Source organism: Acinetobacter sp. YH1901141 (genome assembly GCF_013416935.1).
Lineage (GTDB): Bacteria > Pseudomonadota > Gammaproteobacteria > Pseudomonadales > Moraxellaceae > Acinetobacter > Acinetobacter towneri.
In genome coordinates this window covers 30,792-47,982 of sequence record NZ_VPEY01000010.1, presented here as the reverse complement: position 1 = coordinate 47,982, position 17,191 = coordinate 30,792, and the positions used below count along the sequence as shown (strand labels likewise).

Annotated in this window: 19 protein-coding genes and 3 pseudogenes; 8 read left to right on the top strand and 14 right to left on the bottom strand. The window is 37.8% G+C overall.

The genetic code is table 11. The features are described 5' to 3' along the window. Positions 1–7: 7 nt before the first annotated feature. Positions 8–445 (top strand): hypothetical protein, encoded by a 438-nt coding sequence (locus tag FTV52_RS07465; RefSeq protein WP_179990430.1) that lies wholly within the window; start codon positions 8–10, stop codon positions 443–445. 62 nt (positions 446–507) lie between these two features. Here the strand turns inward: FTV52_RS07465 and FTV52_RS07460 are convergent, their stop codons facing one another. The 6 genes and pseudogenes from FTV52_RS07460 to FTV52_RS07435 form a co-directional block, all read right to left on the bottom strand. After that, positions 508–864 (bottom strand): hypothetical protein, encoded by a 357-nt coding sequence (locus tag FTV52_RS07460; protein ID WP_179990428.1) that lies wholly within the window; start codon positions 862–864, stop codon positions 508–510. A gap of 3 nt (positions 865–867) precedes the next feature. Next, positions 868–2,925, bottom strand: coding sequence for a hypothetical protein (locus tag FTV52_RS07455; RefSeq protein WP_179990426.1), 2,058 nt, complete (start codon positions 2,923–2,925; stop codon positions 868–870). Then, complete coding sequence (locus tag FTV52_RS07450) at positions 2,922–4,859, bottom strand: hypothetical protein (protein ID WP_179990424.1); 1,938 nt, start codon at positions 4,857–4,859, stop codon at positions 2,922–2,924. Before FTV52_RS07450 ends, FTV52_RS07455 begins: the two co-directional genes overlap by 4 nt. Then, positions 4,856–6,283 (bottom strand): site-specific integrase, encoded by a 1,428-nt coding sequence (locus tag FTV52_RS07445; protein ID WP_179990422.1) that lies wholly within the window; start codon positions 6,281–6,283, stop codon positions 4,856–4,858. Before FTV52_RS07445 ends, FTV52_RS07450 begins: the two co-directional genes overlap by 4 nt. Positions 6,284–6,531: 248 nt before the next feature. Then, a pseudogene (locus FTV52_RS07440) lies at positions 6,532–7,146 on the bottom strand (site-specific integrase); the annotation flags it as partial. Between the two features lie 166 nt (positions 7,147–7,312). Next, positions 7,313–7,462 (bottom strand): Arc family DNA-binding protein, encoded by a 150-nt coding sequence (locus FTV52_RS07435; protein WP_035272082.1) that lies wholly within the window; start codon positions 7,460–7,462, stop codon positions 7,313–7,315. A 114-nt stretch (positions 7,463–7,576) separates the two neighbouring features. Between FTV52_RS07435 and FTV52_RS07430 the strand changes: the two genes are divergently transcribed. Further along, positions 7,577–8,575: an Arc family DNA-binding protein gene (locus tag FTV52_RS07430; protein ID WP_179990420.1), complete on the top strand. Its 999-nt coding sequence runs from the start codon at positions 7,577–7,579 to the stop codon at positions 8,573–8,575. Between the two features lie 17 nt (positions 8,576–8,592). On the opposite strand, the gene FTV52_RS07425 is transcribed toward FTV52_RS07430, so the two are convergent. Continuing rightward, positions 8,593–8,820, bottom strand: a complete 228-nt coding sequence (locus FTV52_RS07425) for a helix-turn-helix transcriptional regulator (RefSeq protein ID WP_179990418.1) — start codon at positions 8,818–8,820, stop codon at positions 8,593–8,595. A gap of 162 nt (positions 8,821–8,982) precedes the next feature. Between FTV52_RS07425 and FTV52_RS07420 the strand changes: the two genes are divergently transcribed. After that, positions 8,983–9,249, top strand: coding sequence for a hypothetical protein (locus tag FTV52_RS07420; RefSeq protein WP_179990416.1), 267 nt, complete (start codon positions 8,983–8,985; stop codon positions 9,247–9,249). Between the two features lie 97 nt (positions 9,250–9,346). Continuing rightward, positions 9,347–9,966 (top strand): annotated as a pseudogene (locus FTV52_RS07415) (HAD family hydrolase). Between the two features lie 32 nt (positions 9,967–9,998). Here FTV52_RS07415 and FTV52_RS07410 read toward each other — a convergent pair. The 4 genes from FTV52_RS07410 to FTV52_RS14720 form a co-directional block, all read right to left on the bottom strand. Next, positions 9,999–10,778, bottom strand: a complete 780-nt coding sequence (locus FTV52_RS07410; protein WP_179990414.1) for a hypothetical protein — start codon at positions 10,776–10,778, stop codon at positions 9,999–10,001. A gap of 242 nt (positions 10,779–11,020) precedes the next feature. Beyond that, positions 11,021–11,566, bottom strand: coding sequence for a hypothetical protein (locus FTV52_RS07405; protein ID WP_179990412.1), 546 nt, complete (start codon positions 11,564–11,566; stop codon positions 11,021–11,023). A 468-nt stretch (positions 11,567–12,034) separates the two neighbouring features. After that, positions 12,035–12,289: a type II toxin-antitoxin system Phd/YefM family antitoxin gene (locus tag FTV52_RS07400; protein ID WP_179990390.1), complete on the bottom strand. Its 255-nt coding sequence runs from the start codon at positions 12,287–12,289 to the stop codon at positions 12,035–12,037. Positions 12,290–12,298: 9 nt separating this feature from the next. Beyond that, the gene (locus tag FTV52_RS14720; protein ID WP_373683416.1) at positions 12,299–12,412 is read right to left on the bottom strand and encodes a hypothetical protein; all 114 of its coding nucleotides are present in this window, start codon (positions 12,410–12,412) and stop codon (positions 12,299–12,301) included. A gap of 439 nt (positions 12,413–12,851) precedes the next feature. Here FTV52_RS14720 and FTV52_RS14715 point away from each other — a divergent pair. The 4 genes and pseudogenes from FTV52_RS14715 to FTV52_RS07380 all read left to right on the top strand — a co-directional run. After that, positions 12,852–12,968: pseudogene (locus FTV52_RS14715) on the top strand (type IV pilin accessory protein); the annotation flags it as partial. Between the two features lie 153 nt (positions 12,969–13,121). After that, positions 13,122–14,753 (top strand): PglL family O-oligosaccharyltransferase, encoded by a 1,632-nt coding sequence (locus FTV52_RS07390; protein ID WP_179990388.1) that lies wholly within the window; start codon positions 13,122–13,124, stop codon positions 14,751–14,753. A 218-nt stretch (positions 14,754–14,971) separates the two neighbouring features. Further along, positions 14,972–15,214 (top strand): type II toxin-antitoxin system ParD family antitoxin, encoded by a 243-nt coding sequence (locus FTV52_RS07385; RefSeq protein ID WP_179990386.1) that lies wholly within the window; start codon positions 14,972–14,974, stop codon positions 15,212–15,214. Continuing rightward, positions 15,207–15,500, top strand: a complete 294-nt coding sequence (locus FTV52_RS07380) for a type II toxin-antitoxin system RelE/ParE family toxin (RefSeq protein ID WP_070153485.1) — start codon at positions 15,207–15,209, stop codon at positions 15,498–15,500. The genes FTV52_RS07385 and FTV52_RS07380 overlap by 8 nt, the downstream gene beginning before the upstream one ends. Positions 15,501–15,665: 165 nt before the next feature. Here the strand turns inward: FTV52_RS07380 and bfr are convergent, their stop codons facing one another. The 3 genes from bfr to FTV52_RS07365 form a co-directional block, all read right to left on the bottom strand. Beyond that, positions 15,666–16,130 (bottom strand): bacterioferritin, encoded by a 465-nt coding sequence (gene bfr, locus FTV52_RS07375; RefSeq protein WP_179990384.1) that lies wholly within the window; start codon positions 16,128–16,130, stop codon positions 15,666–15,668. A 251-nt stretch (positions 16,131–16,381) separates the two neighbouring features. Further along, complete coding sequence (locus FTV52_RS07370; RefSeq protein ID WP_131260630.1) at positions 16,382–16,576, bottom strand: bacterioferritin-associated ferredoxin; 195 nt, start codon at positions 16,574–16,576, stop codon at positions 16,382–16,384. A 171-nt stretch (positions 16,577–16,747) separates the two neighbouring features. Further along, the gene (locus tag FTV52_RS07365) at positions 16,748–17,131 is read right to left on the bottom strand and encodes a RidA family protein (RefSeq protein WP_004809961.1); all 384 of its coding nucleotides are present in this window, start codon (positions 17,129–17,131) and stop codon (positions 16,748–16,750) included. Positions 17,132–17,191: the final 60 nt, after the last annotated feature.

Here is a 17,191-nt window from a genome sequence, read left to right as displayed (position 1 = left end):
GCAACGCATGTCATCTTATATTTACCGTAAGAAACCAAATCCTGTTGTTGATTACAATTTATATGAGTTGATCAGCAACCCAACCACCTTTGGCTATAACACGCTAGTCGGTGGTCAATTGGCTGTGACCAATTTTTTCGAAGTTTTAAATGCAGATAAGGAGGTTATTGGTTTTCTATGGTTTGATTTCTACTCTGATGAAAATATGATTGAAATCAATCTAGCAAAGTCGCCTGATACTGCTAAATTTCAAGGATTTAGCCCAACTGTCCTATCGGATCTCGATAGGCTTAAATCTGAACTTCCACAAGAATGGATTACCTCACAAACGCAATGGTTAGGTATTGTCAAACCCGCAAATAAAAATTACCAAAAAATCACCTCCTTTCTTATGCAACATGGATTCCAAAACGATGGTGAAGGCGGTTTTGTTAAATCTTGCTAATTCAAGAGAGTCCTGCCTTCCACTGGGTTGGACTCTCTCCTCAATACCTATCATACAAAAATTTAACAGACTAATTTCTGCCTCAATTCAAAATTTTCCACCAACAGAGAAGTACACTTTTCCAGTAATTTTTCATAATCTTCCTGCAACTGCTCATAATCACTTTTCACCGCTTTGGTCTTAATTTTAGCCTTTACAACCTGTTGTGCAGGCGAAAGAACATTTTGCCCTACTGCCTGTGCAGCTTGCTCAATTGCTTCAATTAATGCAGCATGACGGCTCTTTTTAATCGAACCTCGTTTACGCCCTGCTTCAAGTGCCACGGTATCATTATTAATTGCAGAACCTTTCGGTAGAATAGTCGGTTTGTTTGCTTTTAAACGTTCTAAAGCAGCGTAATAATCATTTAAGGCACTCATCATTTAATCCTCAATATTTAGCATATTAATTTTTTGAATAGTCTTATTTAGAGCCATAATATCGCTGTCCATTTGCCCGTATAGCAGACTGTTCTGTGCTTGCATATCTCTGACTCGTTGTATTCGATGAACCGCTTTTTGCATTTTTTCAGCACTTGTTGCATCAAACACAGCATGGGCACAACTCAAACAACTGGTAATCGCAGTAAATAAAATTTTTTCGCAAGAATCAGGATTAGTACAAGCACCCAAAAGACTCGGTTTGTAAGCAATTTCCCCTTTTTTCATGCGCTTAATCGCTTCATCACGGTTTGGAAATACTGTGAGTAATTGCTCGCGGTCTTTTTGTAGCTGCAAATAGGTTCCTGCACCACCCAACAAACGACTGGAACTATGAATCACACCTTCCTCAAACTGTGCATAGGAGTGTACTAAACGCTGATATTCAAGCTCTTGAAGAAACTCTTTTTGGCTATCGCTGGCTAAAATATTGGGAGCAAATACTGAGTTCTCCCGATAATATAACGTCATCGCTTCAGTTAAATGCTTATATTGAACTGACAAAGCCCCCAAACCGATCACACCTGAACGCGCACCATATACCGCTAAAGAACGCCGAAATTGATGAGTACAAATATTCCAATATTTGCCAATCTGACAGTCTTTTTCGTCCCGCCAGTTGCGGAAAGCATCGAAAGCTTCTAGTTCGGCTAAATCACTTTCAATGATTCTCAGTCCATCACCCAGTGATACGCAAATACGGCCTAGATACTGGTTAAAATTAGCTTGTGTTCGGGTCGGAGCACCTGAAAAATGTGACACAAAATCCGTTTCGTTTTTAATATTTTGATTATTTTTATTTCGATGCTTTTGCGAGTACAGCGTTGGAAAAAGTGGATATTCAGCAGAGTTCGACAAATCATAATGCGGGTTGAGCAGAGCGTAAATTTCACCAATACTTTGCGCTGCATTTACCCCAATTTGAATATCTTCAAAGCTAATCCAATACGTAGACTTATTACCGCCACCATGTAACTTGGAAGTATAGCCCATAACCACATGCACAAGATGTTCATGGCTCTGAACAGTTTGGTAACAGTCATAAGACAGATGATTGACTTCATTGTCCCGCATCCCTGTAAATAAGTGAATCCAAAGCTTGGCCATGCCTTGAATCAGCGTCATATAGCGAGTCAAATTTGCATGTTTTTGAATCTGATTATTTTCAAACAGTTGAGTTAAACCAAGTAAATCTCGAGCATCAACAAAACTCACTGCATTTTTATAATCTTTAAACTCACGTGGCATCCGCGCAAAAGCTTTATCTTGCTGAATACGTTGGAACCATTGCAGCAAAGCTGCTGCATTTTGATTAAACTCGTTCAATTTATCCGTTAAAGCATTAATGAGGGTCATATAAAGCCGTGAAGGAACCACTTTGGTTTGTGGGCCTACTTTGCCCGACCGCAAGCGTAATTGAGCAGCAATTTTTGTTAAATGCTCAATCGGTTGATATGTACTAAACGCAGGAATCACGAGGGGATGCTGCTGCTGTATGACAAAACAATCGGTTAAAAATGCCTTGATGTGAAGCGCCTTTTGATAGCTCACAGCAACATAGGCATCATTCACTTTTGACATATAAGCAACATCGCTAAATAGCTGCTGCAATGTACAGCCATTGCGGTAGGCAATAGCGGCAAACTGTCGTAACACAAGATGGCGCTGCTCAATACTTTTAATAATTGACTTGCCTGTTTTAACGTACAATAACGCAAAGATGATTTTTTTCATTTCTGCACGTATTTGAGCAAATAGAAAATCATCCTCTCGTGCATTCTCTAGCCATGTCTTAAAATTTAATTTACAGTAACACTTTGGTAAATAGGGTGAGAAGTCCCAAACATCATCACCAAATTGAGACAGCATTGCACCATTTGACATACGGGATAAAATAAAGCTTGTGGGAACGGACAGCTGATGATTCTCAAGACGGTATTCGTCAGGTAAGAACTGCTCAGCAACACCATGCGCATATAAATATAAATTGAATGAACTCATGCGACCCACCCCAAATCAATTAACAGCTCAAAATGATTTAGCCAATACGCATCTAAATCACCACTTTCCACCTCATCTTGGATAGTGACAATACGCTCACGCAGATCGACATACGCATTTGATAACTCTGTGAGTACTTCATCAATCCGATGTAGAACCACCCCAAACTGCAACTCCCACTTAATCAAATCTGTGGCTTTTTGCTTGATGTAGCCCAATAAACTTTTTAAGGACAAAAGTTTACGTACATCTTTATCATCGGCATGAACTGCATAATGCTGACAAAAAAGGCAGTGTTCAAATTGCTGACAATTTGGGGTTGGGGCTTGTTCAGTAAAACCGAGCGCTTTTTCAGGCTGTGGATGGATAGAGGCACATGCACCGACAGGTGAGGCTTGAGCTTCAACAGTTTCTTCTAGTGTTTGCACTGTAATACGTTCAACTGTTCGCGCTTTTGCGACTGCAACCTCTCGCAGCTCATTAAAAAACTGTGAAATTTGTTGGGCTGCATCTTTGAATGAAGTACGTGCATAATTATTTCTTGCGGTATCGAGTGAGTGGCCCATGACTTCAGCTTCAAGCAGTAGATCACCAGCGCTAAACTCAACAGTTTGACTGCTTTTATGCTTACGCCACTGTTGCGGCTTAATCCAAATCATTCTTGGGAAAATGCGCTGAAAAAGCTTTTTCATTAATTGTAATCTGCCGTAGCTGACAGGTCCCAACTGTTGAATTTCATTGCGTAATGGGAAGACGAAATCACATGCTTCATCTTGAATATACCATTTACGCAGTTCCAGAATTTTCCTAAAAATAGGTTCAAATTGAACCCCAAACTCTGGGTAGACTGTCTTGTCACCTGCACGGCTTTTTGTGCCAGAAAATCTGCGCCCTTGAGTACTTGGTAGAATTTCCATCGTATCCAGTTGCAACTGTTGAGCCGTGTCTAAATTTGCCCCCGTTTGTGCGATAAAGAGCAACATACCGATGCAAAGACCATATGAAGCGAGCCTTTCACGCTCTATGTGTCGCTTATCCTCATTACGTTGCTGCAATTTATACAGCGCTTCATTGCGATTTTCACGTAAACGCTTTCGTTGTTCACTATCATCAGCAAGCCCGAAATCTACCAGCATTTTGGAAAAAGCTGGAATAGCCGAATATTTAGATAAATAGCTGTGCATATCAAACTGAATATGTTGTTTTTCAGTTTGATGATGAAAACCTGAATAAAAATAGAAGTCCTCTTCATCCGCCGATTGAAAATGTGCAGGAAAATTCACCTCCTGTACCACAATACGATGGATTTCTAAAAATACATTTTGCAAAGTTGCATAAGTCTTTTGATGGTCTTGTTCTGCCAATGGCAATACGGGAACATCATAACGCTGAGACTGTACTTGTAGCGCTTTTGCGGTAATATCCGCTTCATGACAGTCAAACACATATGCAATCAACTTAGCTGCATAGCGCTGGTAAATTTTGGCGGTATGCGCAGCTAAATACTCTTTAGCAGTATCTGCCAATAAGGTCCGATCAACAAGCGATTTACTATAGCGGCGATAGACATCTATCATGCTGTCTTTATTCGAAAAATCAAAAATTTTCTTTTGCTGATCTATCCAGTCCAAAAATATTTTGATAATGGAATAAAACAACCCTTTCGACAGCTCTGATCCACTCATTTGCAGCAGATAATCCGCAAAACATGTTAAAAAATAGCGTCTTTTTTCATCAAAAGAGGTAGAGATTTCATCATTTGACAGCGTTTCACAGCATTCTCTTTGGCGAAAAAAGAATGTACCGATGTCTAAGGTTCTAAAAGAAAACGAAGCCGTTTTATCTTTGAGCACGAGTATTAGGCGCTCATGCTCAGTAATCTGTTTATTGATATCGGTGATATGGACAAACAATGGAGTGCGTGTGAAATTCATGACAAATCTCCTGCTGAATTAACAGAAGACATCACATACTTCATCAAACTTGATTCATACTCATGCTGAATTTTACAGCGCCATTCCAGTCGTGATTTATAATTCAAGTACTGTAAAGTGGTACTGATATTGCGATGACCCATGCGAGCTTGCACATATTCGACAGCTGTCATCGCCGAGTGACCTTCTGGCAGGTGTTGTAACTGACTTTCAAGCAGGTTCATACCAAAACTGGCGCGTAAATCATGAAACTTAAAACTTTGAAATTGCGGATCAATCAAGCGGATTTCAGGCAATAACACACCTTTTAAATAACTACGTACCGCTTCGCCTTCATAGAGTTTAAGCCTAGCCCCAAATGAGTTAGAGCTTTTGATCTTCTCGGTCAATTCTTGCTGTTCAGCTTTGCTTGTATAGAAAGGTGTACCAAGCTTGGTGAGAAACACATAGTTTTCATCCGAGTTAGCATAGTTTGACTTCTGTCTACGCTGACGTGCTTGCTCACTATTGATATAAATTTTAAGATCTTGCACTAACCAATGCGGAATTAGCAGCGTCATCGGCTTTTGAAATTTGCTATCAATGCCTGTCCCAGCCCCAACAGGCAGACGGATAAAGCCATGATTATCAGGCTCACGACCAATTAAGTTTTTGATTCGTAGAGTACAAATCGTTTGTAAACGGGCACCTGTGAATAAGGCAAGATAGAACATCAACTGATATTCACGTGATGATTTTTTCAATGCTTTTAAGATAATAGCTTGCTCTTCAACGCTGAGTGGACTTAATTCACCACCATCCTTAATCGCCTCAGGGTTATGAGCTTTAGCAGGAACATGAATCGCAAGGTCATGCGACTTAATTGCCATTTTTCGACGTGCGCCAAACTCATTGTCTACCGCAATATATTTGTACACATCTTGAAATGGCAGTCCATAGCGTTGATGGTCAACCAAGTCTTTTGTGACAAGAAATCGATAAAAATTCACCACTGCATTAATTCGACCACGTGCAGAACTGGCTGAAATTAGGCCTGTATTGGCTTGTTCAATAAGACGCGTACGATATTTAAAAATTGCGTTTTGTTGTTTCAATTTATGAAACTTTAAACAGTCAAGCTGTTCATCTTCAAGAAACCGCTGAAAATCAACCAATTGATTTGCAATCGAAGCAAATGTTTTAAAATCATACTGCACTGTTTGCTGTAGTCTTTTCAGCAAATACAGATTAAAAATTTCTGATGGGCTGCCATCTCCCTGAATAATCACGGGAAACTCAAGGTAAGCATCACCATATTTTTCGAACTCTGCATCATTTAAACAACGGGTTGCCTTAACCAACGTCAGTAACTGAAATTTTTTTATGGTCTCGACTTTAGCTTTAGACTGGTAACGTGACTGACCATTTTTAAGTTTATTGCTCATTTGAGCCTCCTGTTTATTAAAAAAAACAGGCAAAAAGCCACCTTGAGACAGGATTGACAAAAATGCCCCTATCCATCAAAATGTAATTGTCTGAACACCAATCAAGACAATCTATAAGAGCTCATGTTCCCGCATGGGCCTTTATACTTTTTGCCGAGTGAAAATAATTACTTTGTTAAAATATTAGTGCATCTCCTATACTTTCTTCTTTGCTGTAATTTCTGGTTTGTATCTAATAAATCATTCCAATCAGAATTCGGAGCTTTAGCTGGAATATGGATTGCAAGATCATGTGACCTAATTGCTATGCTTCTTCGTGCGCCAAATTGCGTTTCTAACACAATATATTTGTACACATCTTGAAAGGATAAGCCATAGCGCTGATGATCAACCAAATCTTCCGTGACGAGAAATCGATAAAAGTCCACTATCGTATTAATTCGACCACTTGCTGAATGTGTTGAAATGAGACCCGCATGCACCTGCTCGATAAGACGAAAACGATATTTAAAAATTGCGCTTTGTTGTTTCAATTTATGAAACTTTAAACAGTCAAGCTGTTCATCTTCAAGAAACCGCTGAAAATCAACCAATTGATTTGCAATCGAAGCAAATGTTTTAAAATCATACTGCACTGTTTGCTGTAGTCTTTTCAGCAAATACAAATTAAAAATTTCTGATGGGCTGCCATCTCCCTGAATAATCACGGGAAACTCAAGGTAAGCATCACCATATTTTTCGAACTCTGCATCATTTAAACAACGGGTTGCCTTAACCAACATCAGTAACTGAAATTTTTTTATGGTCTCGACTTTAGCTTTAGACTGGTAACGTGACTGACCATTTTTAAGTTTATTGCTCATTTGAGCCTCCTGTTTATTAAAAAAACAGGCAAAAAGCCACCTTAAGATAGAATTGACAAAAATGCCCCTATTCATCAAAATGTAATTGTCTGAACACCAATCAAGACAATCTATAAGAGCTCATGTTCCCGCATGGGCTTTTATACTTTTTGCCGAATGAAAATAATTACTTTTTTGTCAATTCACTCTGTTCCTCCTTTCTTAATCGTTCCAATTCTGTAATAAAAAAAGCATTCATGGACTGATGCCTTTTCTTTGCCATTTGTTTGACCCAAGAAACCAAGTCTATGGGTAAGCGTAGATTTGTTTGTTTCATATGCAATTAATCATTTGTTAGCATTTCACTAACATAGCAATATGCTAACACTTATGTCAACTATTTTTTTATAGCATAATGCTAGTATTAAAATTTCTACTATTCGTGGAATATATGGGTAAAAAAGACATTCAATTTAACCTTCGAATTCCCGAAGAGTTAAAAAATAAAGTTGATGCTGCTGCGAAAGCCAATCAACGTTCTATCAATGCCGAAGCAACTTCTCGGCTTTATGATTCATTCGTCATGAATGACAATATCCAAGTTGAAGCTGCAAAAATTGTTGAGAATTTTTTGCGATCGCGCTCACCCACAGAACGAAAAAAAGTAGTCGCTGAGCGTTTAAATTTTGTCTTAAGTGAATTAAAAAAAATTCATCATTTTAGAGAATTTACAATTGCTGAATTGGCCTTTGAAATAGGTGAAAATACGGCTGATGAAGCTGAAGCATGGTTTAGAGCAGAGTTAGAACCTACCTTCGGACAATTGGAAAAAATAGCACAACATACTTCAGCAAATCCCAACTGGTTATTCTTCGGCAAACAAACCCCATATGATATTCAACATATACGTTTGAATGAATATTTAGATCAGGATATAAAACTGCTCGTAGGCTCAAATCCAAATAATGAATATTTAAATCATTCAAAAGTGAAAGAAATAAAGTTTATTCGCGAACTATCAGATACTGGGCAACTAATTATTCTTAAAATTTATGAAAATTATGCAGTTGAAGCTTTTTATCCTCCATACCATATCAGTGATGAGAATGGCGTTGGTGGATATAACTCATTGTTATATTTTTGCTTATTGACCAAAGTACTGTTGCGATATTACAAAGCCAAGGTGAATGTATATAGTCATCTGCTTTCAGAAGAGCAGTTTAAACTTATTTTGACTGGAAAAGTTCACCCCTTAACCATTGCAGAAAAATTACATCATATTCCTTGGGTCGAAGATTTAGCAGATAGACTTCCTGATAGAACTTTAGATTATTGGGATGGTTTTGATGAGTTAAGGGCAAGAATGCTTCGTGATTTCGATGAAAAAGAATATATTCAGGCAATTTGGACAGATCCTGAATTGTATTTAAAACATCCGATTCCACTTTAAAAAAAGGATGGCATTTATTAAATGTCATCCTTTTTTTCAGGTTCATTGCTATATTCAAACAAGTCCTGCATGGTGCAATTAAAATATTTACACAAGGTATTAGCAACCGTAAGTTCAATCCGAATCGCACGATCATAATACAAACTCGTCAAGGTATTACGGTTAATACCTGTCGCATGTGCCACATCACTTAACTTCAAAATCTTACGCTCGCCCATCAAAGCGGACAATCTACATCTAATCATAACAACCTATAGAATTAAATTTTAACCTACTGAGAGTTATTTTAACTTGATATATATCTTTTCTCATGTTAATTTTAACTTACAGCAGGTTATTTTACATTTTTAAGAAACAAATTAACCTTCTTAAATATCATTATATATTGTTTCTCAGGAAGCTTAGCTATGAATCACTTTTTTTCGCAAAAATTCGCAGTCTCAGAAGAGGTTCACTCAACTGCTATCACACTGATTAAAGAGTTTAATATTGATCGCACTTTCAATTTGGCACTGTTCCTAAATGTAAATCCAAATTTGAATGATCAAGATGCAATTTTAGCGTGGGTCAATCATTTCTCGAAGGCTCAACACGATCTCAATGATTTTAGTCATGTTCGTCGACACTTTATGAAAAATTTTCCCAAAGTCATGTTTGCAAACTTTAGTGAATAAAATAAACAAAGGGAGATATCAAATATCTCCCTTAATTTTTAACTGCCCCTCTTGTTGTAATCTCGATTAAAAGTGAAACATAATTGGTTGTAAAAATATGGATTCATCGATAAAAGCAAGTCATATTGAACCATCGGTCATTGCTTTTGACGTGTTTGGTACACTTGTAAAAATAGAGGAAAGACGCTCCCCATATAGAGGATTAATGAAATGGCAAAAGAAAATGGGCGACAACCAGAACCTGATGATGCCAATTTCATTATGTCCCACAATTTAAATTTGGCAAAGCTTGCAAAGCGATTAGTAGTAAATATTCCAGACCAATTTCTGCAAGAACTTGAGCATGATTTAGATGAAGAGTTACTTTCTATTACACTGTATGAAGATACCTTATCACCTCTGGAAGAATTACATAGATTAGGGATTAAATTGGCATTATGCTCAAATTTAGCTATGCCATATGGAGAAATTGTTTCTTCATTATTACCGCCCCTTGATGCCTATGCTTGGAGTTATGAAGTTGCTGCAATTAAACCTGAGCCAAAAATCTATCAATCACTCATTGACCAAATAGATTGCCAAGCTTCAGAAGTTTTATTTATTGGGGATACAGCACTTGCATATTTTACAGGGCCAACAACATTTGGCATGTCTGCCAGATTGATCAATCGTAACAATAATCAAACATTGACAGAAGTTTTAAACGACATATTTTAACAACTCGTGGACGTTCCTCTAAGAGTGAATACTCACAGCTCCTCATCTTTCCATTCTTTAAATTCTGCAATTTGTTCATCAAGCTCCAGAACCCATGCTGGTTTTATATGTGGCACATCTGGACGCTCAAAACCTTGATGGTCAAAAAACTTATACACCATTGCCGCCAATTTGATAAACGCCTGTTCAAACGTATCTGCCCAAACATCTAAACGATAATCATGATAATGCTCTTGGTATAATTTACCACCATCTTCTACTTTATTGAGATGTGAGCCAGTCTCTAAATAAATCACTAATTTCCCATCATCTTCATATACACCGTGATACACATTTTGGCAATGTCCCCATGTATTCCAGTACCATGATGGTACATCGCCAGTAACCGTCCAAAAGGCTGGGTGTGTATCAATAAAATGATAGGCAGTTAAAAAGTCCGTTGGATTTGCGAGATATGCTTGCTCATTTTCAAAGGCAGTCTGTAAAGCAGATCGTAAATGCTCAAATTTATTTTGATCGGTATAGGAAGACAAACGACTAAAAAGATGTTTAGAGGTTTTAAAAAATAGGCCACCATTTTCTTTATCTTCACCAAAATATTGATAAATCTCTGGTAGAATTTGTAAATCTGTCGATTTGACATGATGGATCTGATGTTGTACGTCTTTTAAGCTATCGTGAATTGTTTCCGTACGATCAGGGTAAGTGACAACAAGTTTCGTATCCCGCAGTGATAAAATTGCTGGTTCAGTCATTTGGGGTAACTGTTCTAATAACCAGTCTGGTAATTGTTTTAATTCAGTCGATTGCATTTTTAGTTATCCTATTTTTTTAACAATTTCAACTTTTTACATACGTAACACAACACAATTTGTGCAAGTTGAGTATAAATTAGTCCATAGGAGTATATTGTCACACAATGGCTTCGACAAGCATCCGACTAAGCTCACGCCGAAATCTCAGCCAACAGTTTCCTGAGCTTATTGAAGGAAAAATATTCCCCCATTTATTTTATACGACTCACGTACCTTTCCATTGAGCCATTATAGATTTTTCATCTTGGTTTAGTTTTCAAAAAGCTTGTGTTTCCTTTCTTTAGTTTTTCTATATAAGCCTCACATTGAGCAGGCGAACCAAGATGATATTTTAAAGCGCTATCCGCTCTAGCTGTCTGATACTCAATACTTTGAATTTCACGCTGCTGAGCAAAGACTTGAATCGCAGGATGTAACTGTTTTGAACAACTCGCGTCATTACTGAAATATTTTAGCACCTTAGTTTCAGCAAAATAAATTGCAGCAAACAATCGTCCATCTTTAAAAACAATCGCCGATGAAGCATCTAAACTAGATGCAGACCTACCTTCATAATACAAAGCTTCGTCTGTTTTCAATAAATATGGCGCTGAATAATGTTCAAAATTAGCTTGGAATTTTGGGTAATCATGTTTTAACAATGCTTGAAGTTCTGTTTGGATTTTTTGATTAGAAGCAATTTGAGGAACTGTCGAAATATCTGAATATTGAATCAAGTCTAATTCTTGTGCATGGCTAAACGAGGAGAGTATCAAAAGAAGGCTGAAGTAATATCTATGCTTCATAGTTGGCTTATTATTTATGATCTACTTTAATGATGTCCATATCGACTAACTTATGGATTGTTCATTTTATATGGACACTTATGGAGTATCGATGAGCGTAAAGCCTTTTTGAGCGTTCATAAACATTCTCCACAAATGTTGTTAATTTAGTTATAAGCTTTGTAAGCTATTTTAATAGTAGCACTAAACGTGCCAACTTTTATTATAGACAATTTACACAGAAAAACAGCACCTTACACATAAAAAATTTAAGACTTTTAATTCGACTGTATATTTTTGTTAAAAAGTGACAAATTTTGTCAGGTTGAATTTTATACTTTGGACAAATATTGTCATTGTGTGATGTGTATCACATATATTCGGTTGTGCTTTTTTATGTGTTGTGATGTCGTTCTTTATGTTGAAGTCTATCGCTTGAAATTTTCTGGGTATATGCGCTATTTCTGCCATTATCAGTGCATCTCAATCTCACTCTTTACTGAGTTTATGACACGTTGTTTCAGTTGCTTCAATTTGCGCAATTGAGTCGCGTAACTGTTTTGGATTGGCAGGACTTTTGAGTAGGTACGCTGTTTCTTTAAAGGCATTACAATCATCTAGACTTATTATCACCACGGCTTGTTTATCTTCTCTATTAACAAGTACAGGTGCATGATCGTCTATAACGTAATCGAGTATATCCGCTAAATTATCTTGTAGCTCAGCACATGTAATGACTTTCATTTCTGCTCCTTAAAAATTTTCTTTATCTAAACGCTGGGCAGCCTGTTTTAATCGGGTAGGAACCTTATTTTGAGTTTGACATACTTCAACACATTGCTCGAACTGAGTATGACTTAACTGAATATGAACCTGTTCTTGTAAAACTTGCGGTGCGTGATTTTGAATTAAATAAAAAATTCGGTGAGTGTAGCGTAACCCAGAGTAGCGGCAGTTCGTTATGCCAATTGCTTTGTTTCAGCATCTAGATGTATTTCTATAAACTCGTGGTTGGTCATCATTCATCTCCTTTTGAGCATAAAATTTTTTATATTTCGCATGACGCATAACAAACATAAAATTTTAAGGTCGGTATGAATACAAAAAATATATTTTGGTGACTGCTCATTTTTAATTAGGCGGACTAAAACACGTTTTTAACACTTTACGCATTTTTTGAGGATATGGACAAACGTGAAAAATTTGTCGTTATAAAAGCATGTCTATATGGACAAAATATAAAAATGAGTAAATGAATAGAATTCAACAGTTTGGAGCGTGTCCATATAAAGTGACTTTTGGAATGTATCCAAAAGCAGATGCGTGGTTACCTTTGAAAGCCAATACCCTAGATATGGTGGTCTTAGTCAATAAAGAATCCGCATCTATCATCAAAATAGTAGACCTAAGACCGTGGCAATAATTACTTAGATTAAAAATGGGGAATTTCAGTATTTCCCATGCAATTATCCCACTTCAAAAAAGGGTAGAATTCCAATCAAGCTTGCTACACAAAGCACTATCATCTTGCCAAAAAAAATATAAGATAGAGCCAGTTTTTTAGTCTGTTTTTCTTATGAAATCTGCATTGCTACTTTTGGCTGCCATCCTCCTCTCCCTTGCATGGCTATTGCCCATTCACTACCGCCCGTGGGTCACTTATACAGGCGAACTTTACGCATTTTTTGCTCTGTTTGCCCTTGCAGCCTGTCTATTCAAAGAAAAATTACAGATACCTAAAATCAGCCTGCCATTACTAGCACTGTGCAGTGTTCCTTTCATTCAGTGGGGCTTTGGCTTAGTCTACTTCTTTGACAAAGCTTTGCTGAGCAGTGTGTATATCTTTAGTTTTTGGTTAGCAATCATTTTTGGCTATAACCTCACGCAAAACAACAGCGAACGTGAACGCATCTTCACAGGCTTTAGTTATGTGTTGCTTGGCGTGGGAAGTATGACCGCATTCATGGCAATTTGCCAGTGGCTCACACTCGATCAATACCTGCCGATTATGGTAGATATTAAAATCGGACAACGCCCTTATGCCAACTTCGCCCAACCCAATAACATGGCGACCTTTTTGGTAATGTCACTCATGGCATGCCTATATTTATATGAAAAACAAAAACTTAAAACCGTGTGGATTGTGATTGCCGCTGCCATGATTTTGGTCGGTGTGGTACTGAGTCAATCACGGACTTCATGGTTGGCATCGCTGTGTCTCTTGATCTATTTGGGCTATCAACAATACCGTGGTGTGATGCGGATAAAATGGCGTTATAGCTTACTGTGGTTTGCGGCATTTATTGGGCTGATTTTTATTGCGCCTTCTTTCAGTCAATTACTCTCGCAAAGTGCTGAACTTTCGGTGCAATCTCGTGACGTGGTACAACGCGCCACAGGTGATATGTCGCGCTTGGCAATTTGGCAGCAAATGCTCGCTGCGATTGAGCATCAACCGTGGTGGGGCTATGGTTGGCATCAAACCAGTGTGGCGTATGTCACGATTAGCGAATTTGTGCAAGGTCCTGTGTGGATTCGCAGCGCACACAATTTCATTTTGGACTTTTTACTTTGGAATGGTGTGTTGCTGGGCGTGCCATTTTTGGCGTATTTGGGCTATTGGGGCTACCAGTTGCATAAATATACCCAGTCGGTTGAATCGGTTGTTGGTATTTTGATGGTTGGTGCATTTAGTGTGCATGCGATGCTGGAATTTCCACAAAACTATGCCTACTTCTTGCTACCTGTAGGTTTTATTATCGGCATGGTTCAGTCACAACGTGTGTTAAAAGGCTTAATTTTATCGCCAATTTATTTACGCAGTACTTTTGTACTTGGCGCATTGTTGTTGATGCTGATTTATCGTGATTATGAGGTGATGGTGCCCAAACTGAATCAGTCGGTACGCTATGAACAGACACCTGAAAAAATCACCCATCAAGAGCGTATTTTGGTACTTGAAGAATTTAACCGCCGCATTGCGTGGATTCGATTAAATCCGTATAGCCTACAAACGCCTGAACAATTGCAGGATATCCATGAAATTGTGTTGAATTATCCAACCCGCTACGATTTATTGAAATATGCACGCGTATTAGCATTTAACGGTTATGAAGCAGAAGCCAAAAAGCAATTATGGTTGTTAAGCGCTTTGTGGCAGGTCAATGTAGATTATGCAACTTTATTGGATGAGGCAAAGCCGCGCTGATTTGTGTAGCGCAAGGAGGGGGATTTGAAAATAGTGAGCCAAATATGGTGAAAATTTTCAATGTTGAAAATCTCTCCCAACTTCTCTTTAAAAAGAGAGGGGGTATTCATTATAAAATTGATTTCATGTGCGAAAATTTAAAGAGATGCTGAACTTTTGTTCAGATAAAGGGGGTTGTGTTAGAATTGTATGATCTATTCACACAATAAGGCATGCTGATGGCGAGAACTACAAGTGTAACAATTGGCCCACAACTCGATAACTTTGTGAGCAAACTGATTGAATCTGGACGTTATTGTTCAACCAGTGAAGTGATGCGATCTGCACTAAGATTATTGGAGCAGCAAGAAAATCAAACTGCAGCTTTAAAGCAAGCGATTGAAGCAGGTGAGAACAGTGGAGAAAGTACACTTAGCCTAAAAGATATTGCGGCTCAAGTGAAGCAGAAGCATCGTGTATAAGCTATCAAATTTAGCTGTCGACGACTTCACTGCTATTTATGAATACACCTTACTTAATTTTGGTGTAGCTCAAGCTGACCAATACACGCAACATTTGGAAAATACCTTTCATTTGTTAGTGAGTTCACCGCTGATTGGTTATGCATGTGTAGATATTGGCGAGGGAATACGCCGTCACGATCATCATCAACATGCTATTTTTTATAAAAAACAGGATTATGGAATTTTTATTATTCGGATATTGCATCAACAGATGCAACCCATGAAACATTTTTTTGCGTTATAAATACTTTTTTATAAATCCAAGAATTTAAAATGCGCATAAGTAAAATATATTGATATTGAGAGCTTCTTCATTAGAGATAGGCAAGATGCTGAATTTTAGGTAAAGTGCCCCAAAAAACAAAAGACTGGAAAACCAGTCTTTTGAGTTATCTAAACCAGATGAATCTTAGAGTTGGTTTTGAATATAGTTTTCAATACCCACAGTTTCAACCAAATCAAGTTGTGTCGTTGCCCAATCTAAATATTCTTCTTCTTTCTCTAAAATTTCCTGAACCAAATCACGGGTTACATAGTCCAATTGTTGCTCTGCTAAAACCACCGCTTTTTGAATCGCTTCAATATTTTCTTGGACTTTACGAACATCGCAATTCAAAACTTCAACTGTATGCTGACCGATATACAATTTGCCCAAGTGTTGTAAGTTTGGTAGCCCTTCTAAAAATAAAATACGTTCAATAATTTTGTCAGCATGTTTCATTTGACGAATCGACTCTTTATATTCAGCCGAACCCAGTTGCTCAATGCCCCAATCATTAAACATACGTGAATGTAAAAAATATTGGTTAATTGCAGTCAGGTGATGATACAAAACTTGGTTGAGTTGATTAATCACATCACGATTGCCTTTCATTGCAGCACTCCATCAACAATTTCTGCCTTAAACCGCTTAAGGCAATCTATATTTCTATCTTAAACAAGACTGGGCAAAATGGCGAGTGATTTATAGAACGGCAAATGAAAATCGCAATCAAAAACAATTAGCTAGGCGGTGTTAAGAAATGTAAGACAAGAAAAACCCGCTGTAGTCGGAAGCGGGGGAGGAAAAACACGGTAAAAATTTAAATAACTAAATGTGGGGAAATGTATTAGAAAATATGAGATTTATGCAGCAATGGCGAGACGAGACGCAATTTGAGCAATTTCATCGCTAATGATGGCGCGAGTTTCAGGCGCACAGCGACCACAACAGGTGCCCAAGTCAAACATATCGCGAATTTCACGATAGCTGTCTGCACCATTGGCAACGGCTTCTTTAATGTCTTGATCTGTAATACCACGGCATAAGCAAACGTACATGAATGCAACCACAATAATGAAATAAGATAAGAGTTATTATTGATAATTATTATCGTTTGTCAATAAAAATCATTTGAAAAGTCATTTATTGTAATTGGGTTTTTGAATTAAAAAATGCCACTTAATAGGTGGCATCGTTTATTTGTTTTTAAGTATTTGAATGATAATGACTTATGAATTGATAATCACCACGCCATCCATTTCAACTAAAGCACCTTTAGGTAAGCTGGCCACACCTAAGGCTGCACGCGCAGGGTAAGGTTGTGCAAAATATTCACCCATAATCTGATTGACCAATTGGAAGTGAGATAAATCGGTCAGGAAAATATTGAGCTTGGCGATATCGGCCAAAGAGCCACCCGCCGCTTCGCAAACGGCTTTTAAGTTGTCAAATACGCGGCGAATTTGCGCTTCAATCCCTTCTACCAATTCCATGCTGTATGGGTCTAAACCAATTTGACCTGATAAATAAACAGTGTTGCCCACTAAAATGGCTTGAGAGTAAGTACCAATTGCTGCAGGTGCATTTTCAGTATGGATGACTTGGCGAGACATTGATTTCTCCTAAAATAATGTACGAACATCATAGACCATCAGACTGCATCACAGTAGTCT